Raw genomic sequence first — 14,571 nt, 5'->3', positions numbered from 1 at the left:
AATTGTTTTAATAAGTGGCCGATTCACTCCTTTGTTATACAAGTTAAAAGTGTTTATTTAATTTTTCTTTCATCCACAGTATTTGATAATAGCATCAAATAACGTTGAACATTATCTGACGGTGTATCTTTAGGAAAAGCATGTGTAAATACATGACCTTTATATGTCTCGACTGTGTAACTAATGTCTATACTACCAATTTCATATTTAATAATTTTCATAATGTCCCCTTAAAATAGCTCTTTAAAAATTTAGTTTGAGTATATACGTTTAAATAAATCCACTATTTAACTATAAATTTGATATTCCTATAGAAATAGTATGTTTTGTTTAATTGTACTACATATAAACGCTTTTGCAACTATAAAGTGTACTATGTTTATATGTAGGCTGATAAGATTTAATTTTAAAGAAATCTTTTTTTGACCTATTTAATGAATTGTTGTAAATGTAGCTATAAAAAAGACCACAATAATTAGAATTGTGATCTTACATAAATTATTATTACTTATTTAATTTATCGATAACGCCATTGACTTTGTCTTTAACGTTTTCAGTTACTTCTTTAGCTTTACCAGAAGCTTTATCTTCTTTACCTTCTTTTTCTAATGCTTTATTATCCATAACATTGCCTGCTGTTTCTTTTATGTTTCCCTTAACTTGTTCAAATTTACTTTCATCTGCCATGTTATTCACCTCAAAAATATTTTAGATTATTCTATAAATAATATACAAAATGATAAAATTTAAAACAATCAAAATGTATATAACTTGGTATATTTAAAAGGGATTACATATGGTAGGAATAACAAAGTTTATAATATGGAGAAAAAGTAATGGTGAACAGTCATATGTTACTTTAATAGAAAATTCATTGTTCGCTATGGAAAAGGAGATTATGAATAAAAAACTATTCCTCCTAAACAATAGAGTGACAATCATGCAATATGTGTTATAAAGGCATTTTGAGTAGTAAAACTGTATAAGATGTATGATTGAGAAATATTAGATATTATTTAAATAAATTATGACTTTATGCATCTAGTATTTTTTGAATTTCAGAATATTTTTGTGCATTTAATGTACCTAAAGGGCTTTGTTCAATTTCAAAAATTAGAAAATCATCAGTTGCATTAAAAGATGTTTTGATACTTTCACAGATTGTGTTTTTGTCTAAGTCGCTTTGCAAAAACCACAACCCACTATAAATATATAGTGCATTACCTAAAGAGTTTAATTGTGCTGGTAATTTTTCATATCCGTATGAAATGGAATTTAAATTATAAGATAATATATATTTTGACATTTATATCACGCTCCCATACAAGCATATCATTAACTGTAATTTAGAAGTTGTAGGAGCCTAGTTTTAACTATATTTTAGTTTTTATACTTCTACCTGTAATTTCAACAATATAGGTGTTATTCTGGTTTGTAAAAATGAAAATAAGGTAATAATATTTATACAGATAATAGCAATATCTATTTCATAAAAATAGGTTCTCCAATTAAAATATATGTTTAGTGGGAGAGTTAAAAAGGATACATTACAATGAGTGGACAATATCAAATTGAGCAGTTATGGAAACAACATAAATATGAGGTTCTATGGCACGATCAAAATAAATATAAAATGATTAGAGAACAGTTGAAATATGATACAACGATAGAAGAAATTGAAACTTTAATTAATGAAGCATTAAATACTACACCAAGTACTGGGTCAATAATTAATGCATATGATCATATGTGGGGTTATTTTAAAAGAAAGTGTAGTTCATCAGAAAAAAGTTTACATAACTATTTAAAAGAAGCATTTAAAAAAGAAGAAGTTGATGAAATATATCTATTACAATTTTTAAAAAGCATGGCAAATTATTATGATGTAAACTACATTAAATCTTCAACAATAATACAAAAATTAAACTGACCTTATGCACAGGTTATAGTTAAATTTCAATTTAACAATTTATATAATAAAGGTTTGTCAATATTATCAGTTAATTCAATAAAATAATTTGATTGCCACCTTTGAGTTTTAATTGCAGTTTGATTTAATTTGTGTTCCCAAGTTGGATAAAGTCTCATTGCCATTTTTCCTTTTTTTGCTCCGTTAGCTATAATATTATGTTTAGCTAACACGTCTCTTGGAAATATAAATAACCCTTTATGACTGCCATCGATTACTGTAATAATTAATTTGTCACATGATTCATTATATGTAAAAGGCCTGTTTTTATTATTGTTATCTTTAGTCCAAAATACTACAAAATAGCCTTGTTTATTTGGTGTTTTTTTAGCAATTCTACTTCTGCAATTTTGATTGTTAGCTTGAAAAGTGCAACTCTCATACTCCTCGTTAAAAAATTCTGTTTCCCAATTTTTAAGATTAATACTATTCGTAGATTTAAATATGGAGCTTATAAAGTCTATTGATTTATACATAATGTACCTTCTTCATTGAGTTTTGATTATTTTGAGTATACCAAATTCATTACTGTATAACTATTTTTAGGAGTGCGAATCAATTAATATCTACAATAAACAGGAAAGTCATTATATAAAAAGATAAGTGTAAATTGATACAATAAGGGTAGACATAATGGCGAGTATAGAATTTATAAATCGAGGGGTGAACAAGATGCATTATATTAAATATTTAAATTCATCAGATAATACGAAATTGTATACTAAAATAAATGATGCTCCAGAAGCGAAGGCAAACATTATTATAGTACATGGATTAGCCGAACATTTAGATCGTTACGATATTTTAACGGCATATTTAAATGAAAATAACTTTAATGTTATAAGATACGACCAAAGAGGACATGGCAGGTCTGGAGGCGCACAAACTTATTACAGTAATATGTATGAAATTGTAGAAGATTTAACAGCTATAATAGAATACGTAAAAACTACTTTCGAAGGGAAAGTGTATCTAATTGGACATAGCATGGGCGGTTATACAGTAACTTTATTTGAAACGATTTATCCTGGTGCTGTAGATGGTGTAGTTACATCGGGTGCTTTAACAAGGTATAATAATAAATTATTCGGTAATCCTGATCCAAGCTTTTCATCGGACACTTATATTAAAAATGAATTAGGGGATGGTGTATGTTCTGATGCTGAAGTTATTAGAAAATATGAAATTGACCAATTAAACGCGAAACAGATATCTATGGGTCTGATTCGTACATTATTAGATGGCATCACTTATTTGAAAAATAATGCGGAGCGCTTTACTAACAATATTTTGATATTACATGGTAAAGAAGATGGATTAGTAAGTTACCATGATTCACTACAATTGTACCAAGAAATAGAATCTGAGCATAAATCTATTCATATTTATGATAGATTACAACATGAGATATTTAATGAATCGTCTTATAATTTAAGTATTTTCAAAGAAATTGTTGATTGGCTAGATAATGAAATACGTATTTCTAAAATTTAAAAAGTATCCTTACAATAAAAGTGTTTAACCAAACTAAACAAGTATCGTCATGTTTGTTATGAAAAAAATAAAGATTTACAATTGGTCTAGGAAAAAATGGTTGAAAGGAAAGATAATAATGAAGATAAAAACACTACACATGCAATATGAAGAAAGTTTTGAAGAATTTGATGAACGTGTCAACGAATTCTTACAATATGTAGATGAGAAGCAACACTGGGAATTAGTGAGTGTTACACCATCTGTAACAAATAGTATTGAAGGCGTTGATTACTTTATTACGATTGTCTACAAAAAATAGATAGTAATGATATGAGTTGCAATGTAATTGATAGAAATAGTTACTTTTAGTAATTAGAGCCTGTTATTAAAGTTGTTTGATAATATCATGTACAAGAAGAAAGGCTATGACATTTGCTATGTCATAGCCTTATTAACAATTTATTGTCCCTTAATTTATATTACATTCCGTTTAATGCAATTATGAAGTAAATGTTTCTCCTGAAACATTAAAATAGTCTGCTAGCATTGCAGCATCTTTTTCTGAAATTTTGCGATAGCCATTTTCCCAGTCCCATATTTGGCAATTTCTGATATCTGTCCCATAGCCATGATTCAAATCAATAGCTAGTTTGGATATGCTTAAATTAGATTTCTCGCGTAATTCGTTAAGAATTTTCACAATCGTTCACTCCTATAAATAGATAATACGAATACCACTTTTAATTGTAATATATGGGTACTATTATTACAAAATTTATGTTTTTTTATTTAAGTAATTTAAATAAAAAATTGTATATTTACATTTATTATTTATCTTGATATAGAAATGTGTAAATTCAATAGTTAATTGTAGTTATGTGTCAAAATTATCTAGTTTGGGAATGTATATATAATAAATAAATTAAGAAGAAGGAGATTTATAATGAAAATAATTGCTATGAGTATTTTTGTTAATAATCAAGATGAAGCAAAACAATTTTATACCGAAAAATTAGGATTTAAATTAAAGCATAACATTGAAATGGGGGGCGGCTTTAGATGGTTAACGGTTACTGAAGATCATTCTAATAACCCGGTTGAAATCGTTTTGGAACCTAATGAAAGTCCGATTGCCAAAAACTATCAAGACGGTTTATATGAAGCGGGTATACCGGTAACCATGTTTGGTGTAGATAACTTGGAGAAAGAACATGAAGTATTGTTAAATAAACGGGTCAAATTTTATACAGAACCCAAAGAGGTTGAAGGTGTGAAATATGCCATAATTGATGATACGTGTGGTAATTTAATTCAAATTGTTGAACAATAAAATATAAACTTTTAGTTAAAGTCATCATGAAAAGTGCAAATAATCTTATGCTATATGATTTCAGCTCGAATAAGAATTAAATATATTGTTTGTTATTAGATGGATTAATTTTGTTGATAGTGCTAGATTTATGCTATGTGTTCTCGTTTTAAGAGGATGGGGTAAATCTGGTACATTTTTATTTATTGGAGGAATATAGGATGGAGTTAGTTGTTAAGCACACAAAAGAAATGTCGAATATAGAATTGGTTAAAGTTTTCCAAGCTAGAGTCAATGTATTCATAGTTGAGCAAAATTGTACGTATCAAGAAGTAGATGAATTTGATTTAAATACTTTACATGTAATGCTTAAAAACGGAGAAGAAATCGTTGCATATAGTCGTATTATAGAACATCCGTCTTATATTACTTTTGGTAGAGTGCTAGTAGTAGAAAAATATAGAAAAGCTAATTATGGTAGAAAAATTGTGAAAGCAACGTTAAATAAGATTAAAGAAAGCTATAAGCAAACGCAGATTCGAATATCTGGTCAAGCATACCTTAAATCATTTTACGAGTCATTTGGCTTTGAAAGTGTCTCAGACGTTTATTTAGAAGACAATATTCCTCATATAACCTTTCAAATGTATTTAGCTCGTTAATAATCTGATAAAATAAAAATACGTGAAGTTGAAATCTAAAACAATGTTTAGGTTTCATATTCACGCATTTCGTATATATTAATACGCTTAGAATGGTATATTCGAAACGTATTATTAAGTTGTTATCTCATTATATTATTACTGTTAATGTATTTTTAACTTATGCAGGTGTTTATTGTTTAATTGCCCCTTTCTTTAAACATGCACCTAATAAGTTTTTGCACTATACATTTTGTAGTAGTCTATAAAATGTAGTTGTTTATTTTTTCATTTTATCAATATCTTGAGACACCAGTGTTAATAGTTCTTCAGTTTCTTGGTCAGTTAATTCATCAGAACCTTTGATTCTTATAACTGATCCTTTGTCAGTCTTTACATGATAGACTGGTTCATCGTCCTTATAAACTTTACGTAGTACTTCCATTTCATCACCCTTTTTATTGAAACATTTCTATTTAATCTACTACCTAACTAAATAAAAATGCGTTGTAAATTATTACTACGAATAACGCTTATTTAATCACTCATTTCATTATAATGCTTTATATATAGGATAACTTTTTATTAATTTGTTTTCCAACAGTATGATTGAATTCATTTAATTTTTTTCTTAAACAGCAAATTATATATTATTAAAGAGATGGAAATGAATGTCTATCATCAATAAATACATCTAAGAAATTTAATATTAATTTAGTTATTTATGTTTTTATTAAATTACTTTGGGGTAGATATTAATAAGCACAAGAAGTCCTCCAAACTCTAGTGTGGATTATATTTTCGAGATTTGCGCCATTCTTAAGAGTGGCGCTTTTTTTGTAATTTAATCTCTAAGAAAATTTGAAGTGATTCTTTTATAAAATTATAAAAACTGTGAAAAAATCTTTAACTACAGATTCTTTCACAGTTAATCTAAGTGTCTTATGATATTAATTCCTTAAGAAGTGAATCTTTTATAGAAATGAAATTAGATAATGGGGAGGTATTAGACATAAGCAGTTATTAAATGCTCGAATATGAAGTCTGTTATTTATTCAATATTGCTCCTCAATTTATCATCCATTTCATTTGCTACATCAATCAACATTTGTTTTGTTTCGGCTTTGTTTAAAGAGGGATTAGCTTTAATTTTAATAATTAAACCTAGGTCAGTTTTTACATAATATAACAGACTGTCATTGTCAGTCACTTTTCTTAGTATTTGCATAAAATCACCTCAAATTTAGAAATTTCTCATGTATAGAGGGCTTAAAGGTTTAGTGAAATAATGGAATACAAAATCATTAGGAAAGAAAACTATATATCTATTTTATAGTAAAAATACACAAAATAACAATATTTGAATTGTGCCTAAAATAAGCAAAATAAAAAACCAACAAAATCTTAAGAGTTTGTCGGCGCTTTTGAATATATTCATAATTAACTTATTGTAATTTATAAATAGTTGAGTTTAAAATTGTTCGTTTGTTCGGTCCTCATCAACACTTTCGTCTTCATCATCGACTACAACTGTTAATAATGGTTTGATTAAAAATGCTGTGCCTAATACCCCTAATAAAACTAAAATAAATTTCTTCAAAACATCCACTCCTTAGTTTAATTTCAATATGAAACATAATAAATTCATATCCAAGCGTATTAAAATATTAACTTATACGAAGATTTTAAACCAAAAGGTAATATTTTACGATTGATATCTATTATAGCAAATGTTTTAGTTGTATGATATGTAATTGTTAATAAATAAAAAACTTTTTTTATACCTAGACCGTCGGATGTATTGGTTTAAAGATTCTACAGAAAACTTTATTTGATTAATCTAGGTATGATTTTTATATAAAAGATCTCTCCTACTAATTCAACCAACGTTTGTGTGATAATCACAGTTGTTGTAATCGTTACCCAGCTATCTGGTAATGAAAGGGCTAAAGGTAATACAACCAAAGCGTTTCTTGTACTTGAACTAAAGGCTAATGTTCTTAAAGTCGCAGTTTCTAATGCGAATAGTTTTCCTGATAGATATCCAATAAAAGGAGCGATAATTATAAATATGATATAGATTGGGAGAACAGTAACGACGATGTTTAAATCATGAGTGATTTTATGTATTTGAGATCCAATGACTGCAAAAAGTACAAAAGACATAAAAATTTCTGGAAGCCATCCAGTAATTTTTAACGTTTTCTCAAAAGCCAAAGCATGTTTACTAAAATATTGTAGTAATGCAGCAACCATAAAGGGCAGAACGATAAAAATGATAAATGATTGAATAAATGGCGCTAAATCTCTGAAAGAAAAGGCGTTTTCGCTATTAAAGATAACAAAGTACAAGGGCAATAAGATGATTTGTAAAATAAATAAAATAGGTGTAGAAATCAACATATATTGTGCGTTGCCTTTGCCTAGCGAGGTGAAGACAATTACATAATCAATACAAGGTGTTAACAATACGAGCATTAAACCTATCAATATAGCAGGGGAAGTAATATTGAATAACTGAATTAAACCATATACGAAGATAGGGATGAGTATGAAATTTGATAAAATTAGGGCTATCATAAATTTGCCATTTAGCATGTTTTTGCGTAATTTAAAAAAAGGAATCTGTGAAAACATACTAAACATTAAAATTCCAATAAAGAAAGGGATGACAGATTCAAGTAATTTAGTTAAATGGTCTGATGTTAATCCTATAATTATAGCAAGTAATATAACGGTAAAATATATGTAAATTTGGTAATTTTCAATTTTAATTTTTAAATGTTGCATAGTTACCTCTCTTTAAAATATAAAAATAAATCCTCAAATATAATACTAACAATCATTATATAGAATTTTAATGATTGTTAGTTAAATTGCTATTAATTTATTATTTTTGCTTATCTTGAACACTAACTTTGTTTTCTACTTTTTCATTAGTTGAACTATCAACACTTAATAATAATGCACAGACGACTAATACACCAGATACGAGTAACAATAAATTTCTGAAGAATTTCATTCGAATCACTCACCCATCTTATATTAGATAAAATTAATAACTCACGCTATAAATATTATACCCGTTATTTACGTTAATAAGTGAAAATATAAATCTAATAATTCACTTTGATTTATGTTCAGCACACAGTATTTTAAATATCTTTAATTATTAAGTGTTTTTTTGATTCGTCGATTTCAATGAGTAACGATTTGCTGTTATTTTCTACTTTATAGTTTGTAACAGCTCCTTGTTCGATATCAAAAGATACCTGGCTTAAAATACCCATGGCGTAGTCATTTATAGGACTAACTATTGAAATGGACGTTTCATCCTCTTGGATAACAAACTGTTTTTGACTTTGATTAATAACTGTCCATTGTGGCAAGTAAGTTAAATTCAAAATGGTGCCTCCTTTTTAATTTTTATCGAGTTAAATCGAAATTAATTTCATTATAAATCATAAAACTGTAACACTACATCTAATATATTTAATCAAATTTCCATTAAAGTACAAAATACAGGGAATAAGAATTAAGTAAATAATGTTTTTATAGAGGTGAACCTATGAACATAGTTATTATTGTAATATTAAGTCTTATTTTCGCATTTTTAGCAACAATGCCATTTTTATTTATTAATACAAGATTACATGAAAATAAAAATTATGCCAAAGATGAAATACGTCATGAAAAGAGACGTACTTTCAAGCGCTTTATTTATTATTTTGTTTTAGCAATAGTAATATTAATCATTTACACTTTTCTTCAAGATTAAAAAGTGAAGTTTAAAAAATAAATAGAAAACGTAGCTTGATTTTAGCAAAAAAAGAACAGGACATAATCAAAATTGATTTCTGCCTTGTTCCTAATTTAAAGCAATATGGATTTATAGACCTGTGTTTAGTATTTTGCGCTGATTAATTTGTGTTAAGAAATAATATAGGGTGTTTTTCGAAGTATAGTTTTATAGATGCTTCTAAAAAATAAATTTTAAATTTATTTTTTAACTAAATATTAATGAGAATAGTATACCAACAACACCAAAAACAATTAGCATGACTGTAACACCTAGTAAAGATTCTTTAGCTTGTTGTGACCCTCTTACTTTGTATGCGATAAGTGCGCCTATACCACAAATTAAGAAAATTACCGATAACCAAAAAACGACCATGAAATGTAGATTCAAAATACTACACCTCCTTTTTATGTGTATGCATTTATAAAACTGTTAAATTTGTGCAAAATTTATGTGAATCTTAAAAAATTTAACTGTAGTTACATTTAATCTTATAGCATTATCATCTTATCACTAATTTACAATCTCATATAGGATGAATTTTAAAGTTTCACTTATTTAAAGAATGGATAATAAATAATAGCCTTTAATTATTTAAAGTATGAAAAGAGGAATAATAATGGAAGATTATAACAGTAACTTTACAAAGATTGAACAAAAGATAGAAGCATTAAAGTCAAAAAGTGTTAGTGAATTTGTTGAGTTATATAATCAAGTAGAAAATGATATAGTTGAACAAAAAAATATGATTCGCGAAGGATTAATGCCCAAAAATAAACAAGAAGATGAGAGAATTAGAGAAATCGCTGACAAAATTCATTTGCATATCCAAACTGGACTTGAAACTTATAAAAGTATAGATGACATGCTTAATTATTTAGAGCCAGCTTTTCAAAGAGGCAAAGTAGATAAAACTTATGGCCGTGCATTGGTACTCTTAGAAGAAAATACAATAATTGAACAAATTAAACACAAGTTTAAAGATGATAAGTATAACGTACAATTGATAATATTAGTTTTAGACAAGTTTATCGAATTAAGCATTGAAATTATGCCTAATAGTTATTCAAAGATTTTGGAGTTAGAACAAACTTATTTCAAAGTATATTATAATAATATGTAATATTATTTAATTTATTAAATAGTTTGATGTATAATGGAGTCAATATAAATTAAGTAAGGAGACAAAAATATGAATGAAGTAAATAAAGTTATTTACATTGTTTTAGCTGTTTTTTTAGGTAGCTTTGGAATTCATAAATTTTATGCTAGAAAAACTGGAATGGGCTTATTATTCTTGGTTTTTTGTTGGACCGGAATTCCACAAATTTTAGCTATTATAGGTGCAATATTAACATTATTTAAACCAGCAGATCAAAATGGTAACGTGTTAGTATAAGCAAAATTAAGAAGTATATGCATGTGAGCTGTAAAGCAATCTATCGTTTTAGATTACTTTACAGCTCTTTTTGTTTGAATGGTAATGTATATGTTCATAGCGAGTAGTTTTGGTAAGCGATAAAACAGTACAAAAAGGAGATATTAATTGAAAAAATATTTGTATTAATTCATTTATGCATATAGAAAAATTTGCTAGTTGAAGCAACTGCTAAATTATATAAAGAGAATAGTGATAAGAAATTTTATTACTTTTTGTAATGTTATAGTTAGTTCATTTATTTTATTAGACACGTTGAATAGGTAGGCGCTTTATACAGTTATGTTATATAAATACGCCTACCTTTAGTTGAATTTATGGAATTAACATTAAATTAAAAAAACTTTGTAAATTTTACAATTCAAATTAAATATTGTCATGGCAGTATTTAATTTAAAAACATTTAAATTTATAAATGTATCGTGATAGACAAAACATTATTATTTGTTATGATTAAACAAACGCTCACACATTGAAAAGACGGTAACGATTAAAATATAGATAATCGAGGTAATGCTTATGACATTTTATGATTTTGTAATCGGTTTTATAGAAGATGATACACCGCTCGGTCAACTTGCGCATAATATTATAGGCGACAAAAATTTTCCGAAAAATGAAACAAGTTTTATTGCATTAAATTCGTATTTCTATAGTAATTATTTTGATCATGAAGTTTTAGCTTCTGCAAAACGAGCATTAAGTTTATACCGAAATAATATAGAGTTAGCTAACTAATACTTTAATTGTCATAATACCAATTTTGTTTTTCTAAAGCAGCTTTTATATCTGTTGTTTTAAAATTAATCTCGTTGTTTCTAATAGAAAATGGTTCAATGATATTTTGTGCCATCCAAGAATTAATGAGTTCTTTTGGCAATCCATCTAATTCCATGTCACTTTTGCTTAGTACAAAGCATTCCCAATCAAGTGAAACTTTAGAAGGATTGATATAATTACATTCATTAATTTGATTCATAAAAAACACTCCTCAATATTGTAAATCCGACGTTAACTTTTACCCATGTAAAACATAAATAAAACGGTTTGCATAATATAAATTTATTTCTTCTAAAGTATTTTATTTGTTATCTAATTTTGTAATAGAATATTATATTTTAAAAAGTTGCAATGGGGCATGCAGGACAAACTAACATGAATATGGAATGACAAAAATTATGATCTTCCATAATGATACTATTTACCAAAAATGGGGCTATGTCATCTATCTTTTTTAGATAGGTAACATAGCCCTCATGTTATAATTTATTTTAAAAATTTAATATATTGTTACCACGGTATAATTCCTAAAATACACGCCACAAGTATCATAAATAAACTAGATCCTACTGCCCATTTTATAACAATTCTTTGATTTTGTCCGTATTCTATATCAAGCATGCCGACTAGTAAATAACCAGCAGCATATAAAGGACTGAGCACATGTAATGGTTGGCCTAATACGGACGCTCTTGCCATATCAACTTTTGAAATGCCAAATTGTTGTGCAGACTCAGCAAGAATAGGTAGTACACCGTAATAAAATGGATCGTTTGCCATGAAGTATGTAAATGGCCCACTTAATATGGCGGTTATTAATGCAAAGTGATCACCCATAGCATCAGGAATAATGTTAACTAAGGTATTTGCCATTTCGTTAACCATTTTAGTACCGTTCATTACGCCTGTAAAAATACCCGAGGCAAATACTAAACTGATAACTGATAGGACGTCTCCTGCATGTTTTTTTACCACTGAATTTTGAATACTAAGATTTGGATAATTTAATAAAATCGCTACTCCAAACCAAAGCATGAACATTACTGGTATGGGTAATATACCAATTACCAAACAGACAATAAGTGAAATGGTAAGGATTGCGTTTGGTATAAGCATCTTTGGTCTTTTTAACAATGAGTCTTCAGTTGAAATTTCTGGTTTAATGTCATTTAAATCTATATCGGTATAAGAAGTAATATGTTTTTTGGCACGCTTTCCTAGTATGAATGCAACAACGAAAGCAAAAACAATACCTGCTACCATTGCAGGTATAATAGGAATAAATACCTCTTCAGTTGTTACTTGCAATGAGGAAATAGCTCGTGCTGTCGGTCCGCCCCAAGGTAACATATTCATAACGCCAATGGACAATAATGCGAGTGTTGATAATGTATACAAGCTCATACCAATTTTCTTATAAAGTGGCATCATTGCAGTAACTGTGATGATAAATGTAGTTGTGCCATCTCCATCTAATGCTACCATTGAAGCTAAGATTACAGTACCAAATGCAATTTTAACTGGATCCCCTTTGACCACTTTAATGATTTGGTTGATTACAGGCTCAAATAAACCTGCATCTATCATGACGCCGAAGTAGAGAATAGCGAATGTAAGCATAATCCCAGTCGGTGCAACTGTTTCTATTCCTTCGAGCATAAATTTGCCTAGCCCAGCATAGAAGCCGCCAAGCAAAGCGAAAATAGTTGGTAAAACAATTAAAGCTGTTAATGCAGACATCTTGCGTGTCATGATTAATATCATAAAGATAATAATCATGATAAAACCTAATAGCGCTAAATTCATAGCGTTCCCCCCTTATTTTTTATATTATATCTTTTTCAGAAAATTTGTAAAATTAAAAATGTGTAAATTTATATTTATTACATTAGCAAACTATAAAAAGCTTTATGATTACAAACAAAGTAATCATAAAGCTTTTATAAATAAATTAGGGATATTTATTAGTATTATAAAAAACCAATTACAAAAGGTTTCCATAATGGATAGCTTAATAAAATGAATGAAAAGATGGAGACACATAATGCAAATAAATTTGCAATACGGTCGCCACGTATTGCTGCATATATATTAATTAATATAACGCCTAAGATAAATAGTCCACCTGCTAATATTGGCAAGTTACCCTCTAAAACTTTATTAACTACTAATAGTGGGGTAGCAAGTGTAATTAATGACAAGAACAGTGATAATAATGTTGTAGCATATTTCAAAATGTTCAGCCCTCTCTTAAATAATAAGATGAATAGAATATTTATTAATAAAATAGCACTTAACAAAAATAATATTTGTTTAGCAATATAATTGCAAGTCATTTTTAAGATAAGTGAATCAGTTTCATATTAATTATGAACTTTGAAATAAAACACAATTTATCACCTTGCATTTAAAATTAAATATGACATAGAGAAATTTAGTTACCCTATGTCAACAATTTAGTGATTACTGCTATTAAACAAATAAGTCACTGTCATTACCGTCGAAACGATAAATAAGCCAGTGTTCATCTACATAATAATCATCATATTTTCTAGCATGCTGTTCTAGCACAAGTGTTTCAAAATTTAAGTTACTAAAAAAGACTTTACCACTAATGTTATTTGAAATAAGTGAAGTCATCAATATTTCAATTTCTTTTTCGTTACAAATTTCAAATATCTGGCGCATAAGCATTTTTGAAATTTGTTCTTTAGAATTTTGATCTACATTTTTAATGCACATATTTTCTAAGGTTGCTTTATGAGACAAGCTATAGGTTTGATGATGAATTAGTGTAACAGCGCCAATAAGTATATCCTGTTCAAAAGCGCCAAGAACGATACAATCTGTTGAGTCTGTGGATAGTAACTTGTGTAAATCTGTATCATTTAAGCATTTCTCGTTTTGTAATTTCCACGCTAATACTTCGAGTTCTTTATTAATGCCTTGCAGTAACAAGGATTTATAAATAGAAAAATCTTCAGTTGTTAAATAGCGAATTTGCGTCATTCAATGCCTCCTAACCTCTGCAAAGTATTTTTTATAATGGATGAATAGTTCTCGTTTACCAATTTAATTATAATATTAAAGGAAATAATTTATTTGAGCAATACCATCTTTAATTTTTTGCAAAAATATGTGGACATTTTCAATTCAGTA

General features: G+C 27.8%; 25 protein-coding genes. 9 read left to right on the top strand and 16 right to left on the bottom strand.

All coding sequences use genetic code 11. The features are described from left to right. Window positions 1-53: 53 nt before the first annotated feature. The 3 genes from LG295_RS10460 to LG295_RS10450 all read right to left on the bottom strand — a co-directional run bounded on the left by LG295_RS10460 (window position 54) and on the right by LG295_RS10450 (window position 1,306). Entirely contained in the window at window positions 54-221 is a 168-nt protein-coding gene (locus tag LG295_RS10460; protein ID WP_199186531.1) for a hypothetical protein, read from the bottom strand. Window positions 222-504: 283 nt separating this feature from the next. Next, entirely contained in the window at window positions 505-687 is a 183-nt protein-coding gene (locus LG295_RS10455; RefSeq protein ID WP_107531754.1) for a CsbD family protein, read from the bottom strand. Between the two features lie 346 nt (window positions 688-1,033). Beyond that, window positions 1,034-1,306 carry a hypothetical protein gene (locus LG295_RS10450; RefSeq protein ID WP_107556325.1) on the bottom strand — a complete coding sequence of 91 codons (273 nt, stop codon included), beginning with the start codon at window positions 1,304-1,306 and terminating at the stop codon, window positions 1,034-1,036. Window positions 1,307-1,552: 246 nt separating this feature from the next. Here LG295_RS10450 and LG295_RS10445 point away from each other — a divergent pair, with 246 nt between their 5' ends. Continuing rightward, window positions 1,553-1,930 (top strand): DUF1722 domain-containing protein, encoded by a 378-nt coding sequence (locus tag LG295_RS10445; RefSeq protein ID WP_107558789.1) that lies wholly within the window; start codon window positions 1,553-1,555, stop codon window positions 1,928-1,930. 26 nt (window positions 1,931-1,956) lie between these two features. Here the strand turns inward: LG295_RS10445 and LG295_RS10440 are convergent, their stop codons facing one another. Continuing rightward, on the bottom strand, window positions 1,957-2,445 hold the full coding sequence (locus LG295_RS10440) for a MepB family protein (RefSeq protein ID WP_107558790.1): 489 nt from the start codon (window positions 2,443-2,445) through the stop codon (window positions 1,957-1,959). 196 nt (window positions 2,446-2,641) lie between these two features. Between LG295_RS10440 and LG295_RS10435 the strand changes: the two genes are divergently transcribed. Next, window positions 2,642-3,463 (top strand): alpha/beta hydrolase, encoded by an 822-nt coding sequence (locus LG295_RS10435; protein ID WP_107531757.1) that lies wholly within the window; start codon window positions 2,642-2,644, stop codon window positions 3,461-3,463. A gap of 118 nt (window positions 3,464-3,581) precedes the next feature. Continuing rightward, window positions 3,582-3,764 carry a hypothetical protein gene (locus LG295_RS10430; protein ID WP_107531758.1) on the top strand — a complete coding sequence of 61 codons (183 nt, stop codon included), beginning with the start codon at window positions 3,582-3,584 and terminating at the stop codon, window positions 3,762-3,764. 180 nt (window positions 3,765-3,944) lie between these two features. On the opposite strand, the gene LG295_RS10425 is transcribed toward LG295_RS10430, so the two are convergent. Then, window positions 3,945-4,145 carry a helix-turn-helix transcriptional regulator gene (locus LG295_RS10425; RefSeq protein WP_107531759.1) on the bottom strand — a complete coding sequence of 67 codons (201 nt, stop codon included), beginning with the start codon at window positions 4,143-4,145 and terminating at the stop codon, window positions 3,945-3,947. A gap of 243 nt (window positions 4,146-4,388) precedes the next feature. Here LG295_RS10425 and LG295_RS10420 point away from each other — a divergent pair, with 243 nt between their 5' ends. Then, window positions 4,389-4,775, top strand: coding sequence for a VOC family protein (locus LG295_RS10420; RefSeq protein ID WP_107558867.1), 387 nt, complete (start codon window positions 4,389-4,391; stop codon window positions 4,773-4,775). Window positions 4,776-4,975: 200 nt separating this feature from the next. After that, window positions 4,976-5,416 carry a GNAT family N-acetyltransferase gene (locus LG295_RS10415; RefSeq protein WP_107531761.1) on the top strand — a complete coding sequence of 147 codons (441 nt, stop codon included), beginning with the start codon at window positions 4,976-4,978 and terminating at the stop codon, window positions 5,414-5,416. 259 nt (window positions 5,417-5,675) lie between these two features. Here LG295_RS10415 and vraX read toward each other — a convergent pair whose 3' ends face one another. The 6 genes from vraX to LG295_RS10385 form a co-directional block, all read right to left on the bottom strand. Beyond that, window positions 5,676-5,840: a C1q-binding complement inhibitor VraX gene (gene vraX / locus LG295_RS10410; RefSeq protein ID WP_017722413.1), complete on the bottom strand. Its 165-nt coding sequence runs from the start codon at window positions 5,838-5,840 to the stop codon at window positions 5,676-5,678. A 606-nt stretch (window positions 5,841-6,446) separates the two neighbouring features. Beyond that, window positions 6,447-6,623, bottom strand: a complete 177-nt coding sequence (locus tag LG295_RS10405) for a hypothetical protein (RefSeq protein WP_199186537.1) — start codon at window positions 6,621-6,623, stop codon at window positions 6,447-6,449. Between the two features lie 243 nt (window positions 6,624-6,866). After that, window positions 6,867-6,995, bottom strand: coding sequence for a hypothetical protein (locus LG295_RS10400; RefSeq protein ID WP_017722411.1), 129 nt, complete (start codon window positions 6,993-6,995; stop codon window positions 6,867-6,869). A 227-nt stretch (window positions 6,996-7,222) separates the two neighbouring features. Further along, the gene (locus LG295_RS10395) at window positions 7,223-8,185 is read right to left on the bottom strand and encodes an arsenic resistance protein (protein WP_107558604.1); all 963 of its coding nucleotides are present in this window, start codon (window positions 8,183-8,185) and stop codon (window positions 7,223-7,225) included. A gap of 100 nt (window positions 8,186-8,285) precedes the next feature. Next, window positions 8,286-8,417, bottom strand: coding sequence for a hypothetical protein (locus tag LG295_RS10390; RefSeq protein ID WP_404475866.1), 132 nt, complete (start codon window positions 8,415-8,417; stop codon window positions 8,286-8,288). Between the two features lie 133 nt (window positions 8,418-8,550). Further along, window positions 8,551-8,799, bottom strand: a complete 249-nt coding sequence (locus tag LG295_RS10385) for a hypothetical protein (RefSeq protein WP_107531763.1) — start codon at window positions 8,797-8,799, stop codon at window positions 8,551-8,553. Between the two features lie 164 nt (window positions 8,800-8,963). Between LG295_RS10385 and LG295_RS10380 the strand changes: the two genes are divergently transcribed. After that, window positions 8,964-9,173 (top strand): hypothetical protein, encoded by a 210-nt coding sequence (locus LG295_RS10380; protein ID WP_107558603.1) that lies wholly within the window; start codon window positions 8,964-8,966, stop codon window positions 9,171-9,173. Between the two features lie 228 nt (window positions 9,174-9,401). Here LG295_RS10380 and tsaT read toward each other — a convergent pair whose 3' ends face one another. After that, the gene (tsaT, locus tag LG295_RS10375; RefSeq protein WP_029377611.1) at window positions 9,402-9,584 is read right to left on the bottom strand and encodes a type II toxin-antitoxin system toxin TsaT; all 183 of its coding nucleotides are present in this window, start codon (window positions 9,582-9,584) and stop codon (window positions 9,402-9,404) included. Window positions 9,585-9,813: 229 nt separating this feature from the next. Between tsaT and LG295_RS10370 the strand changes: the two genes are divergently transcribed. The 3 genes from LG295_RS10370 to LG295_RS10360 all read left to right on the top strand — a co-directional run bounded on the left by LG295_RS10370 (window position 9,814) and on the right by LG295_RS10360 (window position 11,370). Then, on the top strand, window positions 9,814-10,317 hold the full coding sequence (locus LG295_RS10370; RefSeq protein ID WP_404475862.1) for a hypothetical protein: 504 nt from the start codon (window positions 9,814-9,816) through the stop codon (window positions 10,315-10,317). Between the two features lie 69 nt (window positions 10,318-10,386). Further along, the gene (locus LG295_RS10365) at window positions 10,387-10,593 is read left to right on the top strand and encodes a TM2 domain-containing protein (protein WP_017722404.1); all 207 of its coding nucleotides are present in this window, start codon (window positions 10,387-10,389) and stop codon (window positions 10,591-10,593) included. A 558-nt stretch (window positions 10,594-11,151) separates the two neighbouring features. Continuing rightward, window positions 11,152-11,370 carry a YozE family protein gene (locus LG295_RS10360; protein WP_107531674.1) on the top strand — a complete coding sequence of 73 codons (219 nt, stop codon included), beginning with the start codon at window positions 11,152-11,154 and terminating at the stop codon, window positions 11,368-11,370. A 4-nt stretch (window positions 11,371-11,374) separates the two neighbouring features. On the opposite strand, the gene LG295_RS10355 is transcribed toward LG295_RS10360, so the two are convergent. From LG295_RS10355 to LG295_RS10340, 4 genes are all read right to left on the bottom strand, one after another. Beyond that, entirely contained in the window at window positions 11,375-11,611 is a 237-nt protein-coding gene (locus tag LG295_RS10355) for a hypothetical protein (RefSeq protein WP_017722402.1), read from the bottom strand. A 311-nt stretch (window positions 11,612-11,922) separates the two neighbouring features. Next, window positions 11,923-13,218: a CitMHS family transporter gene (locus tag LG295_RS10350; protein ID WP_107558601.1), complete on the bottom strand. Its 1,296-nt coding sequence runs from the start codon at window positions 13,216-13,218 to the stop codon at window positions 11,923-11,925. 164 nt (window positions 13,219-13,382) lie between these two features. Next, window positions 13,383-13,646 carry a hypothetical protein gene (locus LG295_RS10345; RefSeq protein WP_107531677.1) on the bottom strand — a complete coding sequence of 88 codons (264 nt, stop codon included), beginning with the start codon at window positions 13,644-13,646 and terminating at the stop codon, window positions 13,383-13,385. A 238-nt stretch (window positions 13,647-13,884) separates the two neighbouring features. Next, window positions 13,885-14,421 (bottom strand): GNAT family N-acetyltransferase, encoded by a 537-nt coding sequence (locus LG295_RS10340; RefSeq protein WP_107531678.1) that lies wholly within the window; start codon window positions 14,419-14,421, stop codon window positions 13,885-13,887. Window positions 14,422-14,571 lie beyond the last annotated feature (150 nt).

Origin of the sequence: Staphylococcus pseudoxylosus (assembly GCF_044794325.1) — a bacterium.
Lineage (GTDB): Bacteria > Bacillota > Bacilli > Staphylococcales > Staphylococcaceae > Staphylococcus > Staphylococcus pseudoxylosus.
This window is presented reverse-complemented; position numbering and strand designations above follow the sequence as displayed.

Excerpts from the sequence above, each read along its gene's own strand:
- LG295_RS10450 (WP_107556325.1), bottom strand. The coding sequence starts at position 1,306 with ATGTCAAAATATATATTATCTTATAATTTAAATTCCATTTCATACGGA.
- LG295_RS10460 (WP_199186531.1), bottom strand. The coding sequence starts at position 221 with ATGAAAATTATTAAATATGAAATTGGTAGTATAGACATTAGTTACACA.
- LG295_RS10350 (WP_107558601.1), bottom strand. The coding sequence starts at position 13,218 with ATGAATTTAGCGCTATTAGGTTTTATCATGATTATTATCTTTATGATA.
- LG295_RS10380 (WP_107558603.1), top strand. The coding sequence starts at position 8,964 with ATGAACATAGTTATTATTGTAATATTAAGTCTTATTTTCGCATTTTTA.
- LG295_RS10445 (WP_107558789.1), top strand. The coding sequence starts at position 1,553 with ATGAGTGGACAATATCAAATTGAGCAGTTATGGAAACAACATAAATAT.
- LG295_RS10405 (WP_199186537.1), bottom strand. The coding sequence starts at position 6,623 with ATGCAAATACTAAGAAAAGTGACTGACAATGACAGTCTGTTATATTAT.
- LG295_RS10440 (WP_107558790.1), bottom strand. The coding sequence starts at position 2,445 with ATGTATAAATCAATAGACTTTATAAGCTCCATATTTAAATCTACGAAT.
- LG295_RS10355 (WP_017722402.1), bottom strand. The coding sequence starts at position 11,611 with ATGAATCAAATTAATGAATGTAATTATATCAATCCTTCTAAAGTTTCA.
- LG295_RS10455 (WP_107531754.1), bottom strand. The coding sequence starts at position 687 with ATGGCAGATGAAAGTAAATTTGAACAAGTTAAGGGAAACATAAAAGAA.
- LG295_RS10390 (WP_404475866.1), bottom strand. The coding sequence starts at position 8,417 with ATGAAATTCTTCAGAAATTTATTGTTACTCGTATCTGGTGTATTAGTC.
- LG295_RS10360 (WP_107531674.1), top strand. The coding sequence starts at position 11,152 with ATGACATTTTATGATTTTGTAATCGGTTTTATAGAAGATGATACACCG.
- LG295_RS10420 (WP_107558867.1), top strand. The coding sequence starts at position 4,389 with ATGAAAATAATTGCTATGAGTATTTTTGTTAATAATCAAGATGAAGCA.
- LG295_RS10365 (WP_017722404.1), top strand. The coding sequence starts at position 10,387 with ATGAATGAAGTAAATAAAGTTATTTACATTGTTTTAGCTGTTTTTTTA.
- LG295_RS10415 (WP_107531761.1), top strand. The coding sequence starts at position 4,976 with ATGGAGTTAGTTGTTAAGCACACAAAAGAAATGTCGAATATAGAATTG.
- vraX (WP_017722413.1), bottom strand. The coding sequence starts at position 5,840 with ATGGAAGTACTACGTAAAGTTTATAAGGACGATGAACCAGTCTATCAT.
- LG295_RS10430 (WP_107531758.1), top strand. The coding sequence starts at position 3,582 with ATGAAGATAAAAACACTACACATGCAATATGAAGAAAGTTTTGAAGAA.
- LG295_RS10340 (WP_107531678.1), bottom strand. The coding sequence starts at position 14,421 with ATGACGCAAATTCGCTATTTAACAACTGAAGATTTTTCTATTTATAAA.
- LG295_RS10370 (WP_404475862.1), top strand. The coding sequence starts at position 9,814 with ATGGAAGATTATAACAGTAACTTTACAAAGATTGAACAAAAGATAGAA.
- LG295_RS10395 (WP_107558604.1), bottom strand. The coding sequence starts at position 8,185 with ATGCAACATTTAAAAATTAAAATTGAAAATTACCAAATTTACATATAT.
- LG295_RS10435 (WP_107531757.1), top strand. The coding sequence starts at position 2,642 with ATGCATTATATTAAATATTTAAATTCATCAGATAATACGAAATTGTAT.